22 protein-coding genes and 1 riboswitch are annotated in these 24,582 nt (G+C 63.2%); of the genes, 6 read left to right on the top strand and 16 right to left on the bottom strand.

Annotated features, from left to right (window positions below; translation table 11 throughout):
• Positions 1-30: 30 nt before the first annotated feature.
• The 8 genes from IB272_RS06175 to IB272_RS06140 all read right to left on the bottom strand — a co-directional run bounded on the left by IB272_RS06175 (position 31) and on the right by IB272_RS06140 (position 10,312).
• Positions 31-1,551, bottom strand: a complete 1,521-nt coding sequence (locus IB272_RS06175) for a globin-coupled sensor protein (RefSeq protein ID WP_060582660.1) — start codon at positions 1,549-1,551, stop codon at positions 31-33.
• A 269-nt stretch (positions 1,552-1,820) separates the two neighbouring features.
• Positions 1,821-2,540, bottom strand: coding sequence for a ParA family protein (locus IB272_RS06170; protein WP_034792347.1), 720 nt, complete (start codon positions 2,538-2,540; stop codon positions 1,821-1,823).
• Between the two features lie 187 nt (positions 2,541-2,727).
• Positions 2,728-3,474 carry a ParA family protein gene (locus IB272_RS06165; RefSeq protein WP_063891130.1) on the bottom strand — a complete coding sequence of 249 codons (747 nt, stop codon included), beginning with the start codon at positions 3,472-3,474 and terminating at the stop codon, positions 2,728-2,730.
• Between the two features lie 234 nt (positions 3,475-3,708).
• Positions 3,709-4,854 (bottom strand): iron-containing alcohol dehydrogenase, encoded by a 1,146-nt coding sequence (locus IB272_RS06160; protein ID WP_060582658.1) that lies wholly within the window; start codon positions 4,852-4,854, stop codon positions 3,709-3,711.
• Positions 4,851-6,236: an aldehyde dehydrogenase family protein gene (locus IB272_RS06155; RefSeq protein WP_060582782.1), complete on the bottom strand. Its 1,386-nt coding sequence runs from the start codon at positions 6,234-6,236 to the stop codon at positions 4,851-4,853. The genes IB272_RS06160 and IB272_RS06155 overlap by 4 nt, the downstream gene beginning before the upstream one ends.
• An 84-nt stretch (positions 6,237-6,320) precedes the next feature.
• Entirely contained in the window at positions 6,321-7,685 is a 1,365-nt protein-coding gene (locus tag IB272_RS06150) for a glutamine synthetase family protein (RefSeq protein ID WP_034792288.1), read from the bottom strand.
• A gap of 192 nt (positions 7,686-7,877) precedes the next feature.
• Positions 7,878-9,425 carry an amino acid permease gene (locus IB272_RS06145; RefSeq protein ID WP_034792285.1) on the bottom strand — a complete coding sequence of 516 codons (1,548 nt, stop codon included), beginning with the start codon at positions 9,423-9,425 and terminating at the stop codon, positions 7,878-7,880.
• A 113-nt stretch (positions 9,426-9,538) separates the two neighbouring features.
• Positions 9,539-10,312, bottom strand: a complete 774-nt coding sequence (locus tag IB272_RS06140) for an N-formylglutamate amidohydrolase (protein ID WP_113135697.1) — start codon at positions 10,310-10,312, stop codon at positions 9,539-9,541.
• Between the two features lie 175 nt (positions 10,313-10,487).
• On the opposite strand from IB272_RS06140, the gene IB272_RS06135 reads away from it, so the two are divergent.
• The 6 genes from IB272_RS06135 to IB272_RS06110 all read left to right on the top strand — a co-directional run bounded on the left by IB272_RS06135 (position 10,488) and on the right by IB272_RS06110 (position 16,434).
• Positions 10,488-11,366, top strand: coding sequence for a MurR/RpiR family transcriptional regulator (locus IB272_RS06135; RefSeq protein ID WP_034792277.1), 879 nt, complete (start codon positions 10,488-10,490; stop codon positions 11,364-11,366).
• A 204-nt stretch (positions 11,367-11,570) separates the two neighbouring features.
• Positions 11,571-12,677 carry an ABC transporter substrate-binding protein gene (locus IB272_RS06130; RefSeq protein ID WP_034792275.1) on the top strand — a complete coding sequence of 369 codons (1,107 nt, stop codon included), beginning with the start codon at positions 11,571-11,573 and terminating at the stop codon, positions 12,675-12,677.
• A gap of 183 nt (positions 12,678-12,860) precedes the next feature.
• The gene (locus tag IB272_RS06125; protein ID WP_034792273.1) at positions 12,861-13,742 is read left to right on the top strand and encodes an ABC transporter permease subunit; all 882 of its coding nucleotides are present in this window, start codon (positions 12,861-12,863) and stop codon (positions 13,740-13,742) included.
• A complete protein-coding gene (locus IB272_RS06120; protein ID WP_034792271.1) occupies positions 13,739-14,521 on the top strand; it encodes an ABC transporter permease in 783 nt (260 codons plus the stop codon). Before IB272_RS06125 ends, IB272_RS06120 begins: the two co-directional genes overlap by 4 nt.
• Positions 14,522-14,532: 11 nt before the next feature.
• Entirely contained in the window at positions 14,533-15,594 is a 1,062-nt protein-coding gene (locus tag IB272_RS06115; RefSeq protein ID WP_034792269.1) for an ABC transporter ATP-binding protein, read from the top strand.
• Positions 15,595-15,717: 123 nt separating this feature from the next.
• Positions 15,718-15,867: riboswitch (FMN riboswitch) on the top strand.
• A 93-nt stretch (positions 15,868-15,960) separates the two neighbouring features.
• The gene (locus IB272_RS06110; protein ID WP_060515900.1) at positions 15,961-16,434 is read left to right on the top strand and encodes a 6,7-dimethyl-8-ribityllumazine synthase; all 474 of its coding nucleotides are present in this window, start codon (positions 15,961-15,963) and stop codon (positions 16,432-16,434) included.
• A gap of 380 nt (positions 16,435-16,814) precedes the next feature.
• Here IB272_RS06110 and IB272_RS06105 read toward each other — a convergent pair whose 3' ends face one another.
• The 8 genes from IB272_RS06105 to IB272_RS06070 all read right to left on the bottom strand — a co-directional run bounded on the left by IB272_RS06105 (position 16,815) and on the right by IB272_RS06070 (position 24,576).
• Positions 16,815-18,098, bottom strand: a complete 1,284-nt coding sequence (locus tag IB272_RS06105; protein WP_060582651.1) for a low temperature requirement protein A — start codon at positions 18,096-18,098, stop codon at positions 16,815-16,817.
• Between the two features lie 211 nt (positions 18,099-18,309).
• Positions 18,310-18,753 (bottom strand): RpiB/LacA/LacB family sugar-phosphate isomerase, encoded by a 444-nt coding sequence (locus IB272_RS06100; protein WP_034792218.1) that lies wholly within the window; start codon positions 18,751-18,753, stop codon positions 18,310-18,312.
• A gap of 42 nt (positions 18,754-18,795) precedes the next feature.
• Positions 18,796-19,563, bottom strand: a complete 768-nt coding sequence (locus IB272_RS06095) for a triose-phosphate isomerase (protein ID WP_060582649.1) — start codon at positions 19,561-19,563, stop codon at positions 18,796-18,798.
• Positions 19,560-20,339 carry a DeoR/GlpR family DNA-binding transcription regulator gene (locus IB272_RS06090; protein ID WP_034792214.1) on the bottom strand — a complete coding sequence of 260 codons (780 nt, stop codon included), beginning with the start codon at positions 20,337-20,339 and terminating at the stop codon, positions 19,560-19,562. The genes IB272_RS06095 and IB272_RS06090 overlap by 4 nt, the downstream gene beginning before the upstream one ends.
• Positions 20,340-20,439: 100 nt before the next feature.
• Positions 20,440-21,378 (bottom strand): TIM barrel protein, encoded by a 939-nt coding sequence (locus tag IB272_RS06085; RefSeq protein WP_060582648.1) that lies wholly within the window; start codon positions 21,376-21,378, stop codon positions 20,440-20,442.
• 14 nt (positions 21,379-21,392) lie between these two features.
• The gene (locus IB272_RS06080) at positions 21,393-22,244 is read right to left on the bottom strand and encodes a TIGR01459 family HAD-type hydrolase (protein ID WP_210339420.1); all 852 of its coding nucleotides are present in this window, start codon (positions 22,242-22,244) and stop codon (positions 21,393-21,395) included.
• The gene (locus IB272_RS06075) at positions 22,241-23,527 is read right to left on the bottom strand and encodes an FGGY-family carbohydrate kinase (protein ID WP_060582646.1); all 1,287 of its coding nucleotides are present in this window, start codon (positions 23,525-23,527) and stop codon (positions 22,241-22,243) included. Before IB272_RS06075 ends, IB272_RS06080 begins: the two co-directional genes overlap by 4 nt.
• Positions 23,524-24,576: a class II aldolase/adducin family protein gene (locus tag IB272_RS06070; protein ID WP_192444236.1), complete on the bottom strand. Its 1,053-nt coding sequence runs from the start codon at positions 24,574-24,576 to the stop codon at positions 23,524-23,526. Before IB272_RS06070 ends, IB272_RS06075 begins: the two co-directional genes overlap by 4 nt.
• Positions 24,577-24,582: the final 6 nt, after the last annotated feature.

The raw sequence follows: 24,582 nt of genomic DNA, 5'->3' as shown, positions 1-24,582 counted from the left end.
GAGGCGTTGTCTCTCGAACGGAAGGCGCGATTACGCCGCTGCGCGGTAACCCGAGCCGGCGCTGACCTGCACCTGACCCGACGTGCGGAACGCCCGCAGACGCGTGGCGATGTGCTCGGCCTCTCCCGTCAATGCCTGGCTTGCGGCGTTCGCCTGCTCGACCATGGCGGCGTTCTGCTGCGTGATCTGGTCCATCTGGGTAATCGCGGTGTTGACCTCCTGCAGGCCGGTCGCCTGTTCGGCGGTGCTGGCGCGGATGGCGCCGAAGACGGAGCTGACTTCGACAACCTGGGCGACGATCTGCTGCAGCGACTGCGCCACCTGATTGACCGAATTGACGCCGTCGTCCACCTGGCCGCGCGACTTGGCGATCAGGCCCTGGATGTCCTTGGCCGCCTCGGCGCAGCGCTGCGCCAGCGCGCGGACTTCGGAGGCGACGACCGCAAAGCCCCTGCCCGCCTCGCCGGCGCGGGCCGCTTCGATGCCGGCGTTCAGCGCCAGGAGGTTGGTCTGGAAGGCGATCTCGTCGATGACGTCGACGATCCGCGCGATGCTGGCGGAAGACGTCTGGATCTCCTGCATCACCTCGATCGCGTGGCTGACGATCTCGCCGCTCTGTTCGGCATTGGCGCGGGCGGCAATCACGGTCGAGTTCGCCTGGTTGGCGCCTTCGGCCGTCTGCTTGACCGTGCGCGTCACCTGCTCGACGGCAGCGGCCGTCTCTTCGAGGTTGGCCGCCTGGCGTTCCGTGCGCCGGGCCAGATCGTCGGCAGCCGCCGCAATCTCCTTGGCGCTTGTGTGGATCTGGCTGGCGCCGGCCTCGATTCCGCCGATGGCGCGCGCAAGCTCGCCGATCGCGTGGTTGAAATTTTCGCCAAGCTCCTGATAGGCAACCGGCAGGTCCGCACCGATGCGTGCCGTCAAGTCGCCATCGGCGATCTTCTTCAGCGCCGCGCCGAAGGTCTTGCTGATCAGCGCGCGTTCGGCAGCCAGCACTTCTTCCTGCACCGCACGTTGCTTGGTGACGTCGGAGGCGTCCATGTAGACGGAGATCGACAGATCCATGTCGAGGAAGACGCCCTTGATCAGGCTCGACAGCATCGCGCCCATGTCCTCGGCCGAGGTCCCCTTGCGCGAGAACAGGCCGGCCTTCGGCCAGTGCGCCTTGACGATTTCGGTGATCAGATGCTCGGCGATCAGCGCATAGCCGCCGATGTACCAGCGCGGCTCGAGCCCGATGCGGGCGTGCACCAGGCCGATGGTGCGAACCTTGGCGCTGTAATCCTCGTTGAAATTGGCATCGACGATATTGGCCCAGTGGCCGACCTGGGCGCCCTTGGCGCGGTCGATATGAGCGTCGGAGGAGAAGAAGCGCTTGGTCTCGGGCGTCGTCTTGACCTTGACGTAGAACTTGTCGAGCGCGGGTTTAAGTTCCTTCTCGAGGATCGGCTTCAGCGCCTTCAGGCTCGTCTTGGCGGCGTCATCGAGCGCCATGAAATTCAGACGACCGGCAACGTCTTGCGTGCCGGCAGCGGCGTGTTCCGTTTTCATGCGCGAACTTCCCTGCATGCTCATTTCTGGATCATGGAGACAGGATCTAGGGCGCTGAAGCGTCTGAGATCATGGCCGCAATCATGGCGGCCGGTTGCCCTGTTCAGTCGGTCGCAGGGGCAAGCTGTGTCCTGGGCCACTGATAGAAGCGCAGGGTAAAGGAAGCCTTACGCGAAACAGCTATTTCGCGAGGCCTGAAATACAACTCAACCGGAACTGACGAATATCAATTCCGGTTGATACGCAATAAACGGTGGAACGGCAAAGGATCAGGCGGCGTTTCGCGAAGCCCAGGACGGCATGCGCGCAGCCCAGGAGCGGCGCGTCTTGACCGGCATCAGCGCCTGCACTTCCTTGGCGAGGGCTGCTGCGTTTTCGCGCGCCTTGTCGAGATTGCTGACGCGGTTCGGATCCATCGTCTGCAGCGTGCCGCCAAAATCGAAGATCTCGCGATAGGCGGCGCGCTCGACGATCGGCGTGTCGAGAACCGAGACGCCGCGCTCGGCGAGCATCGCCTTGATCGTCTGCAGCGCACGCGTGGTGACCAGCGAATTGACGCGGGTGAGCACCACAGAATGGTTGATGCGCAGGCCCGAACGATCCTGGATCTGGCGGATCAGCTCAAGAATTTGAGCCGCACCCTTGGCATCCATGGCGCAGCCCTGCACCGGGATCAGCACCTGGTCAGAGATGGCGAGTGCAAGTGCTACGATCTGGTCCTTGGCGCCCGCGAGATCGATGACGATATAATCCGCTTCGTCCTTCGCCTCGCGGATATGACATTCGAGCGAGCCGGGCGTGATGTGCGAAATGACGGTGAGGTTGGCGATATGGCCGGAAGCCTCCGCCCAGCTGGTGATCCAGCGCTGCGGATCAGCGTCGAGGACGACCACCCGGTGTCCCTGCCGCGCCAGTTCCGTCGACAGGATCAGCGCCGCGGTCGTCTTGCCCGCACCACCCTTTGCATTGGCGAAAGTGATGACCGCCATGATATTCCCCATTCTATGCCTGTATCGCGCTGAACCGGACGGCCACAGCCGGTGGTTCGCTTCTTAACGAAACCTTACAGAATTTGGTTAACGAAACGGTAACGCCGGCACGTCAAACCTGACAGTCGGCCTTAAGGCTGCGTGCCAGCGACACTGCTATGGTGATGAAAATGCTGGAGTTCTGGCCTCAGACCGGCAAAACTGCCGGTTCGCTCACGTGCTGTGATCGATAGCACATCGACGAGAACGGCCCGTGCCGCACCGCCTCGCCTGTCGGGCTGAGCAGGGTCAGCACGTCATTCGCAAACGCCTGGGCGTTGGCCTGCGCCTTGGCAAGGTTGCTGACCTTAGCGGGGTCGAGAGAGGAAAGCGTGTCGCCCCGCTCAAAGAGTTCGCGGAAGGCCGTACGCTCCACCAGCGGGGTATCGACGAGCCGGATCCGGTTCTCCGAAAGCAGCAGCTTGACCCGGCGCATCGCCCGCGTCGTCACGATCGGGTTGACCCGGGTCAGCAGAACCGCGTGGTTGATGTTGGCGCGCGCGTTGTTCTCGATGTGGCGGATCAGGTCCAGCACCTGGATGGCGCCGCGCGCATCCATCACACAGCCCTGCACCGGGATCAGCGTCAGGTCCGAAAGACCGATCGCCAGCGCCACCAGCACGTCGGCCGCCCCGGAGAGATCGATGATCACATGCTCGACCTGACCGCGCAGCCGCCGGAGATGATCGCTGAGCGTGGTTGTCGCGACACCTGAGAGAACGAAGAGATTGCCATCGTTGCGGCCGTGGCGGAACCAGTCGGTCATGCAGGCGAGTGGATCGCAATCAAGAACCGCAACGCGATCGCCGCGCCGGGCGAATTCGCAGGCAAGCAGCAAGGCTGCCGTTGTCTTGCCGGCTCCCCCCTTCGCATTCGCGAGGGATACAATCGCCATCGGTCGACCCTAACTCAAGGCCCGGATTTTCGCGGGCCGATACATACGCACACCCTAATGCAAACGTTCCAGACCGCGGTAAACAAAGCGTAAAGAAAACGCTCCGCGAGCCCGAAACGTGACAGTTCGATGACGATTAGGTGACAGATCCGCCGCAATGGCAAGTGGTATTTTTGGGCTAACTAAACCGAGAGGCCGACGCCTTCGCCTGGGGGCAAAGGCGTCGGGAATTGGTCAGATGCACTCGCGGAAGAGCTTCTTCGCGGCGTCGAGCGTCAACTCGACCGGGTTGCCGCCGGCCGTCGGGTCGACGATCGCCATCTCCGACATTTCGTCGATCCGGTCGGTGCCAACGCCGAGGGCTGCGAGCTTGTCCGGAACGCCGAGTTCCTCGCGCAACTTCAGCACGTAGTCGTAGAAGCCGTCGAAGCCACCGGAAATGCCGAGATAGGCGGCAGCGCGCACTATTCTGTCCTCGATCGCCGGACGGTTGAAACGCAGCACCGGCGGCATCACGACCGCATTGGTCATGCCGTGGTGGGTGTTGTAGATCGCGCCCACCGGATGCGACAGCGAGTGGATGGCGCCAAGGCCCTTCTGGAACGCGACGGCACCCATGGCGGCCGCACTCATCATGTTGGCGCGCGCCTCGATGTCGGTGCCGTCCTTGTAGGCGCGCGGCAGGTATTCCTTCACCAGCCGCATGCCTTCAAGCGCAATGCCCGCAGACATCGGATGATAGAAGGGCGAGGAATAGGCTTCCAGGCAATGGGCAAAGGCGTCCATGCCGGTGCCCGCCGTGATCACCTTGGGCATGCCGACCGTCAGTTCCGGGTCGCAGATCGTGACTGCCGGTAGGAACTTCGGATGGAAGATCACCTTTTTCACATGGCTTGCCGAATTGGTGATGACGCTGGCGCGGCCGACTTCAGAGCCGGTGCCGGCGGTGGTGGGCACTGCAATGATCGGTGCAATGCCTTCGACGCTCGCCCGCGTCCACCAGTCACCGATATCCTCGAAGTCCCAGACGGGGCGGCTCTGCCCGGCCATGAAGGCGACGCACTTGCCGAGGTCGAGGCCAGAGCCGCCGCCGAAGGCGACGACGCCGTCATGGCCTCCATCCTTGAACGCCTTCACGCCGGCGGCGAGATTGATGTCGTTCGGGTTCGGATCGACGTCGGCAAAGATCGCGCGGCCGAGGCCGGCGGCGTCGAGGATATCGAGCGCATTTTGCGTAATCGCCATCGGCGCGAGGCCCCGATCGGTAATCAGCAGCGGCTTCTTCATGCCGACCGCCTTGCAATGGTCGGCAAGCTCCTTGATCCGGCCGGCACCGAACTTGATGGACGTCGGATAGCTCCAGTTGGCGGTGATGGTCATGCGGTGACTTTCTTCAGATGATAGGATTTCGGACGGGTGAGGTTCTGGAAGCCGATGACCGAAAGCGAGCCGCCGCGGCCGGTCTCCTTGACGCCGGTCCAGCAAAGCGCCGGGTCGAGATAGTCGGCGCGGTTCATGAACACCGTGCCAGTCTCGATGTCGGCGCCGATGCGCGCGGCACGCTCGGCATCCCTGGTCCAGAGCGATGCGGTAAGGCCATACTGGCTATCGTTCATCAACTCGATCGCCTGGCTGTCGCTCTTCACCTTCATTATGCCGACGGCAGGGCCGAAGGTCTCTTCGCGCATGAAGGCCATGGAGTGGTCGACATTTACGAGGATCTGCGGCGCGAGATAGGCGCCGCCGTCGTCGGCAGGGAAAAGCTTCGGGTCGATCAGAGCCTTGGCGCCCTTGGCAACGGCGTCGGCGATCTGCTCGCGCACGGTGGCGGCAAAACGCTTGTTGGCCATCGGCCCCAGCGTCGTTTCCGGATCGAGCGGATTGCCGAGCTTGTAGTTGGAAACCCAGGCGACCGACTTCTCGACGAAGGCGTCGTAGAGCTTTTCGTGCACGTAGATGCGCTCGATGCCGCAGCAGCATTGGCCGGAATTGTAGGTGGCGCCGTCCATCAGCGTATCGACGGCCGCGTCGAGATCCGCGTCTTCCATGACGTAGCCCGGATCCTTGCCGCCGAGTTCGAGACCGAGACCGGTAAAGGTACCGGCCGCCGCCCGTTCGATCGAACGCCCGCCTTCGACCGAACCGGTGAAGTTGACGAAGTCGAAGCTCCTGGCCGCAATCAGCGCCGCCGTTGTTTCGTGGTCGAGGAAGATGTTCTGGAAGACGTCGGCGGGAACGCCGGCCTCGACGAAGGCGCGCACCATGCGCTCGCCGACGAGGATCGTCTGGCTCGCATGTTTGATGATGACCGTGTTGCCGGCCATCAGCGCCGGCGCGACCGTGTTGATCGCGGTCATGTAAGGGTAGTTCCAAGGTGCAACGACGAAGACGACACCGTGCGGCTCGCGCGAGATGCGGCGCTCGAAGCGGTCGCTCTCCTCGATCACCAGCGGCTTCAGTGCATCGGCGGCGATGGTCGCGACATAGTTCGAGCGCTCGTTGAAACCCTTGAATTCGCCGCCATAGCGCACCGGCCGGCCCATCTGCCAGGCAAGCTCTGGCACCACTTCGTCGACCATCTCGTTGAGGCGCGCGACACCGGCCAGAACCAGATTGACGCGCTCGTCGAGCGGACGGCGCGCCCAGGCCTTCTGCGCCTGGCGGGCGCGGGAAACCACCTGCTTTGCCATGTCCAGTGGCATCGCCGGGCGTTCTGCGTAGACCTCGCCGTTCACCGGCGAAATGCACTTGATCATGCTCATGATCGTCTTCCTGCTTTCATTGCGAATGATGCGATGGCCGCTCCGGTCAGGAACGGCCATCCTTGTGAATGATTATGTCGCGGGTCAGGCCCGTTCGAAACCGCGTGCGACCTCCCAGTCGGTGACGCGGCGATCATATTCTTCCTGCTCCCAGCGCCCTGCCCGCGCATAGTGCTCGATGACCTCGTCGCCGAAGGCGGCGCGCAGCATCTTCGATTCCGTCAGCGCGGCCGTCGCATCGCGAAGCGTGCGCGGGATCTCGCGCACGTCCTTGCCGCCATAGGCGTCGCCGACGAAGGGCGCCTCCAGTTCCATCTTGTTTTCGATACCGGAAATGCCCGCCGCGATCAAAGCGGCGAAGGCGAGATAGGGATTGAGATCGGAGCCGCCGACGCGGCATTCGATACGGATCGCCTTGGTGTCTTCGCCGCAGAGACGGTAGCCGGCCGTGCGATTGTCCTTGCTCCAGACCGCCTTGGTCGGCGCGAAGGTACCGGCCATGAAGCGCTTGTAGGAGTTGATGTAGGGGGCGAGGAAATAGGTGATCTCGCTCGCATGGGTCAGAAGCCCGGCCACGTAATGGCGCATCATCTCGGACATGCCGTATTTGCCGCTCTCGTCGTAGAACTTCGACGACTTGCCGTCCGCGCTCCAGAGCGACTGGTGGATATGCGAGGACGAACCGGCGGCCGCATAGTTCCACTTTGCGAGGAAGGTGATGGCCTTGCCGCGCGACCAGGCGATTTCCTTGCAACCGTTCTTGATGATCGCATGCCGGTCGGCCATCGTCAGCGCGTCGGCATAGCGTACGTTGATCTCTTCCTGGCCGGCCGACGCCTCACCCTTGGAATTCTCGACCGGAATGTCTGCGCCCTGGAGACCATTGCGGATCGCCCGCATCACGTCCTCTTCCTTGGTCGTCTGGAAGATGTGGTAGTCCTCGTTGTAGCCGCTGACGAGCTGCAGATCGCGATAGCCGGACTGGCGGGCGTCGTCATAGGACTGGTCGAAGAGGAAGAATTCGAGCTCGCTCGCCATATAGGCCTTGAGGCCCATCTTCTCGAGACGCGCCACCTGCTTCTTCAGGATCGCCCGCGGCGAATGCGGCACTTCCTCATGGGTGTGATGGTCGAGCATGTCGCAGAGAACCAGCGCCGTGCCTTCGAGCCAGGGGATGCGGCGAAGCGTCGAAAGGTCCGGCTTCATCGTATAGTCGCCGTAGCCTTTTTCCCAGCTTGTCGCCTTGTAGCCGGGAACGGTCTCCATCTCCATGTCGGTCGCCAGCAGGTAGTTGCAGCTATGCGTTTCCTTCCAGGCGCCATCGACGAAGAACTGCGCGTGGAAGCGCTTGCCCATCAGCCGGCCTTGCATGTCGACCTGGCAGGCGAGCACCGTATCGATGCGGCCGGCGGCGACGTCTTCCTTCAACTCGTCAAACGTATAGCTCATCAACTTCCATCCCATGTTTTGTCACGCGGCCGTTCCCTTGAGGTCACGATATTTTTTGGCCGCGTGAACGTGATCAGCTCGAATTGTCTGGCGCGGAGTGCGGGCCGGAAGCCGCGCACATTGTTTTCGATTTCGTCCGGCCCCAAAGAAAAGGCGGAAGTCGCGGTCGCGCTTCCGCCCTTTTGTCGTTGATCAGATCTGGCCGACGGCCTTCTCTGCAGCGGCGATCTCTGCCTGGCGGCGTGCCACTTCGTCACCGATCGGCGGGCCGCGGAAGCGGCGGCTCTCGAAGCCGAACCAGACAGCGCCGGTCAGCACCAGGAAGCCCACGGTGATGTAGAGTGCCCAGTCGTTCGGCGGCTGCACGCCGAGGATGAAGATCAGCACCATGGCGATGATCGAGAGCACCGCGAACAGCTTGAACATGCTCTCGCCGAGGTTCCACGGACCCATCTTGTCCCACTTCGAGGTTCCCCAGGCGAACAGGCCGAGGGTGATCGGGATCGCGAAGGAGAAGAACAGGAAGATGACCGTGCACGAAACGACGATGGTGTAGACCGGCGTCTCGCCGATCGAGACCAGCGACGAGCCCCAGACGAACAGGACCGACAGGATCGAGCCGATCCAGATCGCGGCAACCGGCGTGCGGTAGGTCGGGCTCACCTTGGCAAGCGCCTTGGAGGCCGGCAGGCCGCCGTCACGCGAAAACGCGAAGATCATGCGCGACACCGAGGTCACCGTTGCCAGGCCGCACAGCCACTGGCTGACGAGGATGGCGAGATAGAGGATGTCCTTGATGATGGGGTGCACCTGCGCATCCATCGCCCAGAAGAACACGTTCCAGCCCTGCTTGGCGGCTTCGTCCATGTTCGGGATCATCAGCACGAACGAGCACAGCATGATATAGCCGAAAAGCGCCGACCAGAGCACCGACGAGACCATGCCACGCGGCACCGAATGGGCGGCTTTGACCGTCTCTTCGGAGGTGTGCGCCGAAGCGTCATAGCCGGTGATCGTGTAGATCGGCAGGAGCAGGCCGAGCAGGAACACCCAGGTGCCCGAGGTCTGAGGCCACACGTTGCCGCCGGCTTCACCGGAGTAGTTGGAGAAGGTGAAGAGACGGGCGATGTCGTAGCTGTCGGCTGCGACCAGGCACACGAGCGCCAGCAGGATCGACGTCGCGAAGATCAGGTAGCCCGAAAAGTCGGTGAGCTTGGCCGTCAGCCCGATGCCCATGTGGTTTACCAGCGCCTGCCCGCCGGTGATGATGGCGAGGAAGACGATGCGCGTCAGAGTCGTATCGGCGAGGCCGAAATAGGGCGTGCCGAAGGAACCCATGAAGAAATAATAGGTGCCGACGTTGATCGCACCGAGAACGGTGACGAGACCGAGCAGGTTGAACCATGCTGTCAGCCAGCCGGTGAAGCGGTTGCCGAGGATCGAACCCCAGTGATAGAGGCCACCCGCCGTCGGATAGGCCGAGCTGATCTGTGCCATGGCAACGGCGAAAACCAAGGAGATGAAGCAGCCAAGCGGCCAACCGATGCCGATCGCGGCGCCCCCCGCGCCGGCGGTCGCTTGGGCGAGCGAGTTGATGCCGCCCGAAAGAATGCAGATGATCGAGAACGACACCGCGAAGTTCGAGAACTGGCTCATGCGCCGCTCGAGCTCCTGGGCATAGCCCATCGAGTGCAGGACGCTCATGTCCTGCTTTTTGTCTGAATCACTGTAGTCCGACATTTTTCTTCCCCTGATTTCTTCAGACCACACCGCCCCATTGCGGCAGGGTCCCATCAACCACCTGCCCCGGCTGGCCGGAACAGGACCGCGGCAACGCCGCTCCCCAGGGTCTTTTATTGTGCTGAAACAGCCGCAGCGCCTTTGCGCAGCAGCCCTTCCAGGTAATCGGCCATGACCCTTTGGCCGATGTCATTGCGAATGAGATCGTTGCGGATCTCGATCATCACATTCGGCAGTCCGTTGTGGACGCCATATTCGATCAGGCTATGGGTAACGCCGTCGGCCGGCCCATAGGGCTCGTTGCGCCGGATGTCGTAGGCAACCTGCCCCTTGGTGGCAGTCGCGAGCATATGGTCGGCAAGCCGGCTGTCGGCATCGTGAAGCACGCCGACTTCGACGGCGCGCGGCTTGCCGAAATAGACGGGCGTGAAACTGTGCATCGTCACGAGAACAGGCGGGCGTCCCGCGGCCTTGCGATCGGATACGAACCGGGCGACGGCATCGTGGAACGGCCGATAGATCTCGTCGACCCGCGCCTGGCGCTCGTCGGCCGACATCGTCCGGTTTCCCGGGATCTCGTAGACCTCGCTGACAGAAGGCATCGCCGCGTCCGCTTCCGGCGGTCGGTTGCAGTCATAGGCAAGGCGGGAGAAGCGCTGGTAGATCAGGGACCCGTCGAGCTTTGTCGCAAGCAGCTTGGCAACCGCAAGCGCACCCGGGTCCCAGGCAATATGACTTTCGAGCGCCTGTTCGCTGAGGCCAAGCGTGCCCAGGCGTTCGGGAACGAGGCGCGAGGCATGCTCGCAGACGAGCACAATATCGCCCTTGCCTGCGGCGTTCTCGATCGCAACCGGATCGCCATCTGCTTCGGTCAAAAGTCGCGTCAACACCGGCATCCCCTCTTGCCCCGTTAGACGTTCGTTAATGAAAAGAATTCTTCAGAGGATGACGCATGTCAATCAAAATCTGAAACGATCTCTTCAAAATTGCGATTGACTCCAATTGTGACAGCGATGTTTAATCTGTCACAAACCGGCTTAAGATCGGTTCAGGGGAGACAATTTGAGCAGCAAGGCGACGTCCACCACCGTGTCGGATGTGATCAACGCCCACTTCACCGTGCTGACCCGCGCGGAGAAGCAATTGGCAGAGACGCTTCTCGACAATTATCCCGTTTCGGGACTCGGTTCGATCACCACGGTTGCCGAGAACGCCGGCGTTTCGACACCGACGGTCGCCCGCATGGTGCAGAAGCTCGGTTTCCGCGGTTTTCCGGATTTTCAGGCAAGGCTGCATCAGGAATTGGAAGCGACGATTTCCAATCCGATCACCAAGCACGACCGCTGGGCTGCCAATGCACCCGGCACCCACACGCTCAACCGCTTTGCCGACGCGATCACCAGCAATCTGCGCGAGACGCTGACCCAGATCGAGCCGCAGGAATTCGACGAGGCGGCCGCGCTGATCGCCGACCGCAAGCGCAGCATCTATCTGCTCGGCGGCCGCATCACCCGCTCGCTCGCCGATTATCTCTTCACCCACCTTCAGGTCATTCGGCCGGGGGTCACCGAAATCGCCACCAATGCCAGCGCCTGGCCGCACTATGTGCTCGACATGCGCCAGGGCGACGTGCTGATTCTCTTCGACATCCGCCGCTACGAGCAGGAGATGGTGACGCTTGCCAAATCCGCCCGCGAGCGGGGTGTCGAGATCATCCTTTTTACCGATCGCTGGAGTTCGCCGGTCGCCAAGTCCGCCTCAAGGGTGTTTCGCTCGCAGATCGAGGTGCCGTCCGCCTGGGACAGCTCCGTCGTCATCCTGTTCTTGATCGAGGCTCTGATCGAGGCCGTTCAGAGTTCGAACTGGGACGAAACCCGGGATCGGATGAAGACGCTCGAGGGCCTGTTCGATTCCACCCGCATCTTTCGCAAACCGGTCTAGGAGAATTCGCCGACACGTTCACAGGATTTCATGCAGTTATGCGACAGTGGCCCGCCGAAGCCAAAAAAGAAATGTTCTTCCAACGACATACGCGGCGCGAACGGATAAACCCCTGTCACATTACTTTCATCGCATCTCTTTAACAGCTTCGCCGAAATCGACTGAAACCCCACGAATTTGACTAAACCCATAAGGAGAACTCCAGTGATTTCAAAAACCCAACGCCTGCTTTCGCTCTCCACCGCCATTTTCCTGGCAACGACGGCAATCGCCGCTGCCGAACCGAGCGCCGAGCTCATCGAAGCCGCCAAGAAGGAAGGCATGCTGACGACCGTCGCCCTGCCCCACGACTGGTGCGGCTACGGCGACGTCATCGCCTCCTTCAAGGCCAAGTATCCGGAAATCCAGGTCAACGAACTGAACCCGGACGCAGGCTCGGCCGACGAAGTCGAAGCCGTCAAGGCGAACAAGGACAACAAGGGCCCGCAGGCTCCTGACGTCGTCGACGTCGGTCTCGCCTTCGGCCCGCAGATGAAGGCCGAAGGCCTGCTGCAGCCCTACAAGGTCTCCACCTGGGACGAGATCCCGGACAGCGTCAAGGACGCCGAAGGCTACTGGTACGGCGACTACTACGGCGTCATGTCCTTCCTCGTGAACAAGGACCTCGTCCAGAACGCACCGAAGGACTGGGCTGATCTGCTGAAGCCGGAATATGCCGGCCAGGTTGCTCTCGCCGGTGACCCGCGCGCCTCGAACCAGGCGATCCTCGGCGTTCTCGCCGCTGGCCTCGCCAAGGGCGCAAAGTCCGGCAAGGAAGCCGGTGAAGCTGGTCTCGGCTACTTCGCCGAACTGAACAAGGCCGGCAACTTCGTTCCGGTTATCGGCAAGTCGGGCACGCTCGCCCAGGGCTCGACCCCGATCGTCGTTGCCTGGGACTACAACGCGCTCGGCTGGGCAAAGACGCTCAACGGCAACCCGCCGACCGAAGTCGTCGTTCCGGCCAGCGGCGTTCTCGCCGGCGTCTACGTTCAGGGCATCTCCGCCTACGCGCCGCACCCGAACGCAGCGAAGCTGTGGATGGAGCACCTCTACTCCGACGAAGGTCAGCTCGGCTGGCTCAAGGGCTTCTGCCACCCGACCCGCTTCAACGCCATGGTCAAGGCCGGCAAGGTTCCGCAGGAGCTGATCGACGCCCTGCCGCCGGCAGCCGCTTACGAGAAGGCCTACTTCCCGACGCTCGAAGAAGTCGACGCCAACAAGGCTGCCGTCACCGGCGGCTGGGATTCCGTCGTCGGCGCGAACGTTCAGTAAGCCTTTCCACAGACATGTCGCCCCGACCGGTTTTCCGGTCGGGGCGCATAGGTTATTCGTAAGAAATTCAAGTCCTTGGAGCGAGATCTGGGAGCCGTGCGCGGCTTCGTCGGTTTCCCGCTTCTTGCTTGCAACAATCGATAACGCCCGCGTGGAAAACGCGGCTTCAGGGGCGCGAACGGAATGTCATCTGCTAAACCCGACGCCAGCCCGCCGGCGCGTCGCCTACCGCTTCACTGGCTGGGCATTCTTCCCTTTGCCGCCTTCGTGACGCTGTTCCTGCTTTTGCCGACGATGAAGATCGTGGTCGGCGCGTTTCAGACGCCCGATGGCAGCTTCACGCTCGACAACATCCGCGGCCTGTTCACGCCCTCGATCCTGGCTGCCTACTGGATCTCCATCAAGATCAGCATCGCCTCGGCGCTTCTCGGCTGCCTGATTGGCTTTGCCATGGCGTCCGCCATCGTCTTCGGCGGCTTGCCGAAGGGGATCCGCGGACCACTCCTGACCTTCTCCGGCGTCGCCTCCAACTTCGCCGGCGTGCCGCTCGCCTTTGCCTTTCTCGCGACGCTTGGACCTGTCGGCATCGTCACTGTCTTCCTGCGCTCGAACTTCGGGCTCGACCTCCGGATGCTCGGCTTCAACCTGCTGTCCTTCTGGGGGCTGACGGTCACCTATCTGTTCTTCCAGATCCCGCTGATGATCCTGATCATCACGCCGGCACTCGACGGCCTGAAGCGTGAATGGCGCGAGGCCGCCGAGATCCTCGGCGCCACCGGCCTGCAATACTGGCGCATGGTCGCCTTCCCGATCCTGCTTCCGTCGCTGCTCGGCACGCTGGCGCTGCTTTTCGCCAATGCCTTCGGCGCCGTTGCGACCGCGATCGCACTCACCGGCTCGTCGCTCTCGATCGTGCCGATCCTGCTCTTTGCTCAGATCCGCGGCGACGTGCTCGGCAACCCGCATCTCGGTTACGCGCTCGCCTTCGGCATGATCGTCGTCACCGGTATCGCCAACGCGATCTACATCTGGCTGCGCAGCCGCAGCGAAAGGTGGCTGAAATGAAGAAGATCTGGGCCTGGGGAGCCCTCGTTTTCGGCCTCCTCTATTTCACCCTGCCGCTCATCGGCATGACCAACTTCTCCTTGAAGATGCGCCGCGGCGAATACTCCTTCGACGCTTACCAGAAGGTCTTCGCCGACCCGCGTTTCCAGGAGACCTTCACCTACTCGGTGCTGCAGGCCTTGTTCACCATCCTCTTCGGTGTTCTGCTCGTCGTGCCGACAGCCTACTGGGTCCGCCTCAAGCTGCCGCGGCTGCGCCCCGTCATCGAGTTCATCACGCTGCTGCCGCTGGTCATCCCAGCGATCGTCATCGTCTTCGGCTACATCCGGCTCTACAACACCTCGAGCTGGCTGCCGTTGACGGGCTCGCTCACCGGCACCAACATCCTCCTGATGTTCGGCTATGCGACGCTTGCGCTACCCTACATGTACCGCGCAGTCGACACGGGCCTTCGCACCATCGACGTCGCCACCTTGACCGAGGCCGCCCAAAGCCTCGGCGCCGGATGGACGACGATCCTTGCCAAGATCATTCTGCCGAACGTGCTCGTCGCCGTGCTCTCGGGAGCCTTCCTGACCTTTGCCATCGTCATCGGCGAGTTCACCATGGCGGCCCTGCTAAACCGCCCGGCTTTCGGCCCCTACATGCAGCTCTTGGGCGCCAACCGCGCCTATGAACCGGCCGCACTCGCCGTCATTGCATTCGGCATCACCTGGGGCTGCCTCGGCCTCATCCAGCTCGTCTCGCGCTTTCAAAAAAGCGCGCCTCCTAAGGCCTGAGGACCGCACCCATGAGTTTCCTGTCACTCACCAGCATCAAGAAGTCCTTCGGCCCGGTTCACGTCGTGCACGATTTCAACATGGACATCGAAAAGGGCGAGTTCGTCTCGTTCCTCGGGCCATCGGGCTGCGGCAAGACCACGGTCCTGCGCATGATCGCCGGCTTCGAAAGCCCGACCAGCGGCAAGATCGTCATCAACGGCCGCGACCAGAACTCGCTGAAGCCCAACCAGCGCAACATCGGCATGGTGTTCCAGGCCTATGCGCTGTTTCCCAACATGAACGTGCATGACAACGTCGCCTTCGGCCTCAAGGTCGCAGGTACAGACAAGTCGGAGATCGACGCGAGGGTGAAGCAGATGCTCGGGCTGATCAAGCTCGAGCACCTGGCGGACCGCTTCCCCTACCAGCTCTCCGGCGGCCAGCAGCAGCGCGTTGCGCTTGCCCGCGCCATTGCGGTCAAGCCGCAGGTGCTGCTGCTCGACGAGCCGCTGTCGGCGCTCGACGCCAAGATCCGCGTATCGCTGCGCGAGGAAATCCGGCAGATCCAGCAACAGCTCGGCATCACCACCGTGTTCGTGACCCATGACCAGGAAGAAGCGCTGTCGATCTCCGATCGCATCGTCGTCATGAATGCCGGCCGCGCCGACCAGATCGGCACCCCCTTCGAGATCTACAACACGCCGTCAACGCGTTTCGTCGCCTCCTTCGTCGGCACGCTCAGCATCATCGAAGGCAAGGTCGCGGACCCGGCCGCGGGTGCCGTCACGATCGGCAACCAGCAGATCGCGCTGAAGGATCCGATTGCCGGCATGAAGGGCGGCGACAGCATTTCGCTGGCGCTTCGTCCCGAAGCGGGCTCGATCGCCGAGGGCGCCACGGGCGACACGTCGCTTGCCGGCGAGGTCGTCTCGACGAGCTTCCTCGGCTCGGTCATCCGCACGCGCCTTCGCGTCGGCGGCGACGTCATCTCCTTCGACATGTTCAACAATCCGGGTGTTGCCCCGCCGGTTTCCGGCGACAACGTCACGCTGCGCTTTGCCGCCAAGGATCTCTTGGTCATCCGCGAGTAAGCGGATTGAAAGCCATCGGAACGATTTCTTCCGATGGCTCCAAACACTGGAAAAATCTGTCGTGATTTCTGGCATTTTCGTCGCACCGTGCGTTTGACCGCGCGCGGTCGCGCTATATAGTCGCGTTGTTCTCAGGGCGGGGTGAAATTCCCCACCGGCGGTAGCGGCCGAAAGGCCGAAGCCCGCGAGCGCCTCAGGGTTTCACCCTGGGGGTCAGCAGATCCGGTCAGATTCCGGAGCCGACGGTCACAGTCCGGATGGAAGAGAGCAAGCAGCAACGTGGGTCCCCGCGACGGGACCTCGCGCGCATGCATGTTCGCCCGACGGGATCATTGGAAAACGCCAAACCCTGAAAGGCTTGAGACCATGACCATTCTTTCCCACCCCGCCGCCAAGATCGCGATCGTTCGTGCCCGCTGGCATGCCGATATCGTCGACCGCTGCGTCGATGCCTTCGTCACGCAATGGACGAAGCTTGGCGGGTCGGCCGCCGACGTCGAGATCTTCGACGTACCCGGCGCGCTCGAAATCCCGCTGCATGCGCAGACGCTGGCCAAGACCGGCCGCTATGCCGCGATCCTCGGCACCGCCTTCGTCGTCGACGGCGGCATCTACCGCCACGATTTCGTCGCCGGCACCGTGCTCGACGGCATGATGCGCGTGCAACTCGACACCAATGTGCCGGTGCTTTCCGCCGTACTGACGCCGCACAATTTCCAGGAAAGCGAACCGCTGATCGCCTTCTTCCGCGAGCACTTCGTTACCAAGGGTACGGAGGCGGCCAACGCCTGCGCCCAGATCCTCGATGCCCGCGCCAAGCTGGCGCTCGTCAACGCCTGATCCGCGAGATGCGGTTGAGGTTGGCTCGCCCCTCATCCGCCCGGTGAAGGCTTGCCCCTCATCCGCCCGGTGAGGGGAATGCCCCTCATCCGGCCTGCCGGCCACCTTCTCCCCGCGGGCGGGGAGAAGGACACAAGCGGCATCCTTGTCGCGCAAACTCTCTCCCCGGGGCTACCGAGAACGGCCTTCCACCCGGGTCCATCACAAACTCCGAGGCAGCTTGCGTTCTCGTTCCTTCTCCCCGCCTGCAGGGAGAAGGCTAGCGTGAGGGGGCAGCGGCAGGGGCGAACAGCGCCAAACGCTGCGCTTGAATCAACCTCTGAACCACCTGAATCGGCTCACCAGCTTGAGCCGGCAACGCGCTGTTTCGACTCGCAAAATCAATGCGCAGCCTCGTTCTTGCGCAGGCTGCGATCCAGTGCCGCCACGCGGTGCCGGTGCCCCGCCACCTCGTAGCCGACGATGGTGACGACGGGCGCGAGCATCAGGATGATCAGGCACTTGGCCATGTCGAGCCCGGCCATGGCCGCGACCACTGACGCGGCCAGCACCACTGCCGTGCCCGCGAGCAGCCAGAGATGCAACCGCTCCACCTGCTGCATAAGATAGGCGTACATCGCATAGAGCAGCCCGATGTAGCACGCGACGGGCACCGCAACGGTCAGCACCGTTGCGACCGAGCCAATATGCGCCTTGTGCTCGATGTAATAGGCCGCCACATGCAGGCCGGCGCCAGTCGCGACGATCGAGGCGAAGATCGGCATGTGGCCGTAGCCCCAGACGAAGGAGCGTTTTTGACGGTGCCGGTGCAGGATCTCGGCGCTCGGCAGCAGAAAATAGATCCACCACATGCCGAAGGTGAGCCCCGTCCCGGCGAGGCAGACGAGCGCGACATCGAGGTTCCAGCCCTGCCCTTCGACCACGGCCGAGATTGAGGCGACCGTGCCGACCACCCCTTCCCCAAGCGCGATGATCGCGAGCAGCCCGTAGCGCTCGGCGATGTGATGGGCATGCCAGGGCGTTCCGCCGTAGCGCATCTCGGCGACATAGGGGCCGAGCATCTCGATCGCCGTCAGCCCCACGACCATGACGAAGGTCACCAGCAGCGAGAAATCGAAGAAGATCAGAACGACCCAGCCGAGCTGGGCGAGGCTGATTGCTTTGACATAGGCCGTGCAGGCATCCCGTCGGGCCGGGTCCTGCCGGCTGGCGCGCAGCCATTGGAAGAGCATCGCCACCCGCATGACGACATAGCCGAGCACCATTATGCCGTTGTCGAGATGCTCACCCTTGTCGATCGACTCGAACATCGGCGGCAGGCCGATCGCAAGGATCAGCACGCCGACCATCTGCACCATGGTGACGATGCGGAATACCCAGTCGTCCGTGTCGTAGGCGGAGGCAAACCAGCTGAAATTGATCCAGGCCCAGCAGATGGAGAAGGTCGCAAGCGCGAAGCCGAAGAGGCCGGAAAAGAAGTGCCCTTCGGCCAGGAAATGAGCAAGCTGCGAAGCCGCCAGGCTAAAGGCGATGACGAAGGTCAGGTCGAACAAGAGTTCGAGCGTCGTCGCCGTCCTGTGATGTTCATGCGTGTCGCGACCGCTCATGCGCGCCACATGGTGGTGCGCGCTTTGATGCGGCTCGGTCGGGGTGGTTTCACTCATGCGGCGACGCCCTTCAATTGACGATCCGCAAGAATATTCAAATATTTGCAGAAGCTTCGTCAAGGCGAAGCGGGAGACCGGACATGAAAACGCCCGGCATCGCTGCCGGGCGTGTCGTCACGATGCCTGAGGGAGGATCAACGGCATCGCGAGATAAGGTAGGCCTTGAACCGGGAACCGGATGCAGACGGCAAGCCGCCCGCCCCTTTCCTCAACCGGCTCTTGCGGCATCCAGGCGATTGATCGCCTCGACATTGCCGGCCGAAGAGCCGTTCGGGTCGAACTCGGACGCGAGCCAGGTGTCGACGATCGACTTTGCAAGCTCCGGACCGATGACGCGGGCGCCCATGGTGATGATCTGGGCGTTGTTCGACTTGGCGGCCCGCTCGGCCGAATAGGTGTCGTGCGTCAGCGCCGCGCGGATGCCCGGCACCTTGTTGGCCGAGATGCATACACCGATGCCGGTACCGCAGAACAGGATGCCGCGGTCATGCTTGCCCTCGACAACCTGCTGCGCCAGGTTCTGTGCGAGGTCCGCATAGAAGCCGGACTGGCTGAGATCCACGACTTCCACGTCGCTGCGGCCACCGAGATGGGCGGCAATGACATCCAGCAGGGGCTTGCCGGCGCTGTCGGCTCCGATTGCAATCTTCATGATTGTTCCTTTCCTTCTTCTTGAGCTGCAACGGCTGGGGGCTCAGATCGCCTTGGCGACACGCTGCAGAATGTCGAGATAGCCAGTGACGTCCCAGGCGGAGCGGCCGATGAAGAGGCCGTCGATATGCGCCTGGGTGATCAGTTCTTCGCAATTGCCGGGATTGACGCTGCCGCCGTAGAGCACCGGCACGCGACGGCCGAGGGCGGCTTCCGCCACCTCTGCGATGCGCTTGTGGCGCTCGTCGGCATAGTCAGCCGTCGCCGGAATGCCGTTGACGCCGATCGCCCAGACCGGCTCGTAGGCCAGCAGGATCGTCGCCTTCTTCGCCGCGCCTTCGAGAAGTGCCAGCGCGCCTTCGACCTGGCGCTTCAGCACCTGATCCGCCTCGCCCGCTTCGCGCTCGGAAAGCGTCTCGCCGATGCAGATCAGCGGCGCCAGACCATGGCGCACGGCGGCTGCCGTCTTCAGGCCGACGGTGCGGTCAGTCTCGCCGAAATGCTCGCGCCGCTCGCTGTGGCCGAGCTCGACCACATCGAGGTTGCAATCCGCAAGCATCAGCGGCGACACCTCGCCGGTCCAGGCGCCGGCATCGTCCCAATGCATGTTCTGCGCGCCGACCTTGACGCTGGTGCCGGAAAGTCGCGCCTTGACCTCACGCACCGCCGTGAACGGCGGAATGACAAAGCGCTGGATCCGCTCGTCCCGTGACGCGTCGGCAGCCGCCAGGCCGTCGGCAAAGACCATCGCCTCGGCAAGCGTCTTGTTCATCTTCCAGCTGGTGCCGACCCAAAGGCCTGACTTGCTCATGCTTTCTCCTTGAGATTGTCGATCCTGACCAGCCGGATGCCTGCCTCTTCGAGCGGTGCGGCATGTTCGGCCGAAACTTCAGCGCCGGTCAGCACCGCGTCGAAGGAATCGAGCCCGGTCAGGAAATGGAGCGCAGAGCGCCCGAATTTGTCGTGGTCCACTAAGAGGTATTTGCGCTTGGCCGCCTTCACCATCAGGCGCTTGGCCTGCACCACCTCCTGGTCCTGGTGGAAGGCCGTGGTGCCTTCGATGGCAGAACTGGAGAGAAAGGCGATATCGACGCGCAGCGACCGCAGCGCCTCGTCGGTGACGATGCCGAAGAAGCCGTTGAACTTCTTGCTGTACTGACCGCCAAGCGCGATGACGTTGATGCCCGCAGCACCCGAGAGGCTGGTGATCACGCCGAGATTGTTGGTGATGACCGTCAGCGGCCGGATGTCGCGGATGCAATCGGCGATCGCGCCGGTGGTCGAACTGTCGTCGATGAGGATGCTCTGCCCCGGCTCGATCAGGCTCGCCGCATGTTCGGCGATCCGCCGCTTTTCGGAGATGGCGATCTTTTCGCGGTAGCGGAAATCGCTTTCGAATTGCGGGCTCGACTGGATCGAGGCGCCGCCATGGACCTTGCGCAAGAGGCCCGCCTGCTCGAGGTCGTCGAGGTCGCGATGCACTGTCATCTTGCTGACGCCGAAGCGCAAGGAGAGGTCTTCGACGGAGGCCGTTCCGGCCTCCATCAGCACATCCATGATCGCCTGTCGCCTGTCTTCCGGCTTCATCGTCTCGGTCCCGATCACGCGCAGCCTCAACCACGCTCACCGTGAGAAGATAACACCTATTTGTGATATTTCAATTTGAACAACGTGATTTTGTGATCTTTCAGTGTGATTTTCCTGTGCGATTGAAGCCCGTATCGATATGCGGCTCCCAGAATTCGACCGACTCCCGGATCATCTCGACGACGTTGTGGTCCGTCGGCTCGCGTTCGCGGAAGGAAAGCTCCAGGCAGATCTCGTTGTCGGTGCCGCCACCGGCCTTGACTGCGCCGATCAGCTTATCCGGCGTGATGCGGCCGTCGCGGTTATAGGCGGCGGTGAACGGCCAATGACCGCCCTTGTTCATCGAGGATTGCTTGATGTGGATGATCGGCGAGCGCTCAGGGAACGCCGCCGCCCAGGCATAGGGATCGATGTCGTCGGGGTTGTCGGAGGTGACGTCGCCGTGGTCGATATCGACCATCATCTTCATCGGGATCGGCAAGTGGGCTTCGGCGAGCCGCCGGTCGAGCGCACGGCATTCCTCGATCGTGTGGCCGAACTCGCGCCCGACCGACATCGGCTCCCAGAAGACATAGGAGAGCCCCGCCGCCTTGCCGTGCTCGGCAACTTCGCGCCAGCAGTCGATGGCGATCCGCATCATCGCCTCGCGCCGCGACGGGTCGTCGTAATCGCGAAGCGTGAAGATCGCGAACTGCGTGCCCATGCCCGAGGCGCCAAGTTCGGCGGATATATCGGCGAAGGTCTTGAACCAGTCGACATAGTAGCGCCTGACATCCGGGTCCGGATGGCCGAAATGATTGAGCCGACCATAGGGGCCGGTCATGCCGGAGGTGATCTTCACGCCGGTACGGTCGAGCGCCCGACGAAACTGCCTGACGGTCTTGGCGATCGTTGCCGCCGGCCAGCCGGGATTGACGAACTCGTGGGTGAGCTGGACGTAGCCGATGCGGATCTTCTCCGCGATCGTGTCGATCAGGTCGTCAGGCTCGGCGAAGCGGTTGACCAGCGGATTGGTGTTGAGCGACAGCGTGAAGGCCACAACCTTACTCCCGGCTACCAGAGAAATTTCGGAAGGATGAAATCGGGGTTGGCGCCGTGTTCGGCAAAGAGCTTGCGGCGCTCCGCGTCCGAGGCGCGCTCCAGGATCCCCGTCGTCACCAGTATCGAGTGAAGTCCCGCGCTCGCGGCACCGGCAATGTCATGCTCGATGCTGTCGCCGATCGCGCAGACACGCGTCGGATTCGGATGGCCGAGGAATTCCAGCGCGGCTGCATAGATGTCGGCAAAGGGCTTGCCGATCCAGCGCACACCGCCGCCAAGCTCTTCGTAGAGCTCGGCGATACGCCCGGCGCCGAAGGCGGTACCTTCCTTGGTCAGCATCACCTTGTCCGGATTGGTGCACAGGCAGGGCACGCCGCGTCTGGCGGCCGGCGCCAAAAGCGCCTCGTAGTGGGAAAGCGGATGGACATCGCCCTCGCTCGCGGCGAGCAGCACGAAATCGGCATCGGCACCACTGGTCGTGCGTTCGAGGTCTAACCCCGTCAGCGGCGAGAGGTCACCGTCGCGACTGATCAGCAGGCACTTGCGCCGCCCACCGGTGGCACCCTCGCCCTCCCGCCTGAGAATCTGCCAGGCGACCTCGCCCGAGGTCAGGAACCAATCCCAGCTCCCCGCGACGAAACCGAGATCGACGAGGCGACGGTCGTTTTCCGCCGAGCGCTTGCCGGAATTCGAGAGGATGATGATGCGCTTTCCCGCATCCTTCAGCTTGACCAGCGTTTCGGCCGCACCCGGATAGGGCCCGCGGCCATCGCGCAGCACGCCGAACTGATCGATCAGGAAGGCGTCGTAGCGATCGGCAATCTCGCCAAGTCTCGCGATCGCGGTCGTTTGAGCAAACGTCACAGCACACCAGCCTTTCTGGCACCGGCCAGCGCCAGCCGTGCCGTGCCGGCCGCCGCCTCCTCGGACAGGACGGGTTGGAACGGCACGCCGAGCTTGCGCGCCCGGATCGCGCTCCAGGCCGCGTTCTTGGCGCCGCCGCCGACACTGCGAAGCGATCGGAGCCCCGGCCCGCCAAGCGACGCCAGCCGCTGATAGGCGAGGCTCTCGACGCCGGCGATGCCCTCGAAGATTGCCTTGAGGAAGGTCGCGTCATCGGCCGGCCGCGGGCTCATGCGCGGGGCGAAATCCGGATCGGCGATTGGGAAGCGCTCGCCGGGCTTCACCAGCGGATAATAGTCGAGCCCGGTGTCGACGGCCGGATCGATCCCGGCCGAAAGTGCAGCGATCCGCTCCGGCGAGAAATGCTCGGCCAGCACCACCCCGCCCGTATTGGACGCCCCGCCGGCGAGCCACATCTCGCCGATGCGGTGACTGTAGAGCCCGTATTCCGGCGCAAACAGCGGACGCTCGGACAGCATCTTCACCGTCAGCGTCGTGCCGAGCGCGCTGACGCCGTCGCCCGGTCGATCGGCGCCAGTGGCGAGAAACGAGGCGCATCCGTCCGTGGTGCCGGCAACGACCACCACCTCACTTGAAAGCCCGAAGGCTTCGGCCGCTTCCGGCGAGATCGTCGCGACCGGCGCACCGGCCGGCAGCACATCCGGCAGCAGTTCGACGCAGGCGCCGGTCTTTTCCATCCAATCCGGCCAGGACCGCGACACGGGATCGTAGCCGGTCTTCAACGCATTGTTCTCGTCGGAGACATCGTAGAGCCCGGTGAAATGCCCGGCCAGCCAATCGGCCTGATGGATCACCCGGAACACGCCCGGCACAGTCTGGAAAGCGAGAAGCTTGGCAAGGCCGGATGTGGCGCCATGGGCCGCACTTTCGCGCGGCGCATAGGCAGAGACCGCATCGAGCGGTGCGCGGTCGGCAACCGGGTCGTTGTACATCATAGGCGTTGCCAACGGCGCGCCCGCATGATCGACCGGCAGCATCGTGCCTGATGTACCGTCGATCGAAAGTGCAACGACCTTCTGCCTGTCGGTACCCCCAAGCGCTTCTTCGAGCGCCGCCTGCACGGCCTTCCACCAGCCGATCGGATCGCGGTGATCCGCAGAAAAAGCCGAGAGCTTCGCTGCACCCGATGCCACGACCGTGCCGTCCGCCGCCATCGCGACCGCACGGGCGCCAGAGGTGCCAAGGTCGATGCCGACGACCAGCTTGCGATTGTCGCCGCTCATTGCAGCACCTGTCCGGCGCGGTTGAGCTGCTGGCGGTATTTCTCGGCGTCCCAGCCGAGAAGCTCGGCATTCTCCGCCTCGGTCAGGTAGCGTAACCGTGCGTCCGCCGGAATGCGTGCCGTCACGTCGGCAAGGCACCGCGCCATGGCGAAGGCACCGGCAGAAATCTCCTTCTGCACGAGCACGCCCTTGCCCGGGAAGAGCAGCAAGGGTGGGAGGCTGTCGCCGCTCGCACGCCGCTTCGTCTCGATCGAAAGCGCGGTCTCGCCGGGCGCGGCCACCGACGCCCCCTTGCCGAGGAAGATGACATGATCGGGATAGAGACTGCCGCCGGCAGCAAGCCGGCAACTGTCGAGATCGGCGGCGACCGAATGCAGGGCAATGTCCTCCGGCAGCCGGTAATCGCTGTCGACCGCAAGCCGACCGAGCGACGCGAGATCGGCGGCCAGCGCCTGCCGACGCGTGCCGGTCAGGCGGCTGGTAATGTCGGTGAGCAGGATCGCCGCGTCGACCACGGTTTCAGCGGCGACGACCAGGCCGTGATTGCCGAGGATCAGAACCGACGTGTTGTCCTGCATCCGCTCAGCGATCGCTCTTGCAAGCGGCAGGCCCGGGCGGGCATAGGGCACGAAAACATGGGGGTAGCCGGCAAGCCGCTCAGCAGTGATCGCCGCACCGTTGGTCTGCACCGCCGTCGCGATCGTCTCGACGCAGTGCACATGCACCACCACCTTCTGCGGCATCAGCGCATGCACGGTGGTTTCGATCGAGGGGCGCAGGCCCGAAGGGTTGCGCTCGGCGATCACGAAATCCTGCGCCTTCTCGGTTGCCGGGTCGTTCGCTTCCAACGCATTGAGCAAGGGCTCGAGCGCCACCGGCACCATGACGTCGCGCTGGCGCGCATGCGCCAGCCACAGGCCCGAGGCCTTGATCCAGAGCGTGCCGCCCTCCTTGATCGAGGTATTGCCGCCCGCCCCCTGCACCAGCAGCGGATCCGCCCCGACGCGGGCCGAAAGATCGAGAAGCGCTTCGAATTCCAGACTTCGCATCCGTTC

Origin of the sequence: Ensifer sp. ENS08 (assembly GCF_014852195.1) — a bacterium.
Taxonomy (GTDB): Bacteria; Pseudomonadota; Alphaproteobacteria; order Rhizobiales; family Rhizobiaceae; genus Ensifer; species Ensifer adhaerens.
Note: the sequence above shows the minus strand (reverse complement) of the source record. Positions and strands in the feature narration are given on the sequence as shown.

Excerpts from the sequence above, each read along its gene's own strand:
- IB272_RS06175 (WP_060582660.1), bottom strand. The coding sequence starts at position 1,551 with ATGAAAACGGAACACGCCGCTGCCGGCACGCAAGACGTTGCCGGTCGT.
- IB272_RS06170 (WP_034792347.1), bottom strand. The coding sequence starts at position 2,540 with ATGGCGGTCATCACTTTCGCCAATGCAAAGGGTGGTGCGGGCAAGACG.
- IB272_RS06165 (WP_063891130.1), bottom strand. The coding sequence starts at position 3,474 with ATGGCGATTGTATCCCTCGCGAATGCGAAGGGGGGAGCCGGCAAGACA.
- IB272_RS06160 (WP_060582658.1), bottom strand. The coding sequence starts at position 4,854 with ATGACCATCACCGCCAACTGGAGCTATCCGACGTCCATCAAGTTCGGT.
- IB272_RS06155 (WP_060582782.1), bottom strand. The coding sequence starts at position 6,236 with ATGAGCATGATCAAGTGCATTTCGCCGGTGAACGGCGAGGTCTACGCA.
- IB272_RS06150 (WP_034792288.1), bottom strand. The coding sequence starts at position 7,685 with ATGAGCTATACGTTTGACGAGTTGAAGGAAGACGTCGCCGCCGGCCGC.
- IB272_RS06145 (WP_034792285.1), bottom strand. The coding sequence starts at position 9,425 with ATGTCGGACTACAGTGATTCAGACAAAAAGCAGGACATGAGCGTCCTG.
- IB272_RS06125 (WP_034792273.1), top strand. The coding sequence starts at position 12,861 with ATGTCATCTGCTAAACCCGACGCCAGCCCGCCGGCGCGTCGCCTACCG.
- IB272_RS06120 (WP_034792271.1), top strand. The coding sequence starts at position 13,739 with ATGAAGAAGATCTGGGCCTGGGGAGCCCTCGTTTTCGGCCTCCTCTAT.
- IB272_RS06115 (WP_034792269.1), top strand. The coding sequence starts at position 14,533 with ATGAGTTTCCTGTCACTCACCAGCATCAAGAAGTCCTTCGGCCCGGTT.
- IB272_RS06110 (WP_060515900.1), top strand. The coding sequence starts at position 15,961 with ATGACCATTCTTTCCCACCCCGCCGCCAAGATCGCGATCGTTCGTGCC.
- IB272_RS06105 (WP_060582651.1), bottom strand. The coding sequence starts at position 18,098 with ATGAGTGAAACCACCCCGACCGAGCCGCATCAAAGCGCGCACCACCAT.
- IB272_RS06100 (WP_034792218.1), bottom strand. The coding sequence starts at position 18,753 with ATGAAGATTGCAATCGGAGCCGACAGCGCCGGCAAGCCCCTGCTGGAT.
- IB272_RS06095 (WP_060582649.1), bottom strand. The coding sequence starts at position 19,563 with ATGAGCAAGTCAGGCCTTTGGGTCGGCACCAGCTGGAAGATGAACAAG.
- IB272_RS06090 (WP_034792214.1), bottom strand. The coding sequence starts at position 20,339 with ATGAAGCCGGAAGACAGGCGACAGGCGATCATGGATGTGCTGATGGAG.
- IB272_RS06075 (WP_060582646.1), bottom strand. The coding sequence starts at position 23,527 with ATGAGCGGCGACAATCGCAAGCTGGTCGTCGGCATCGACCTTGGCACC.
- IB272_RS06070 (WP_192444236.1), bottom strand. The coding sequence starts at position 24,576 with ATGCGAAGTCTGGAATTCGAAGCGCTTCTCGATCTTTCGGCCCGCGTC.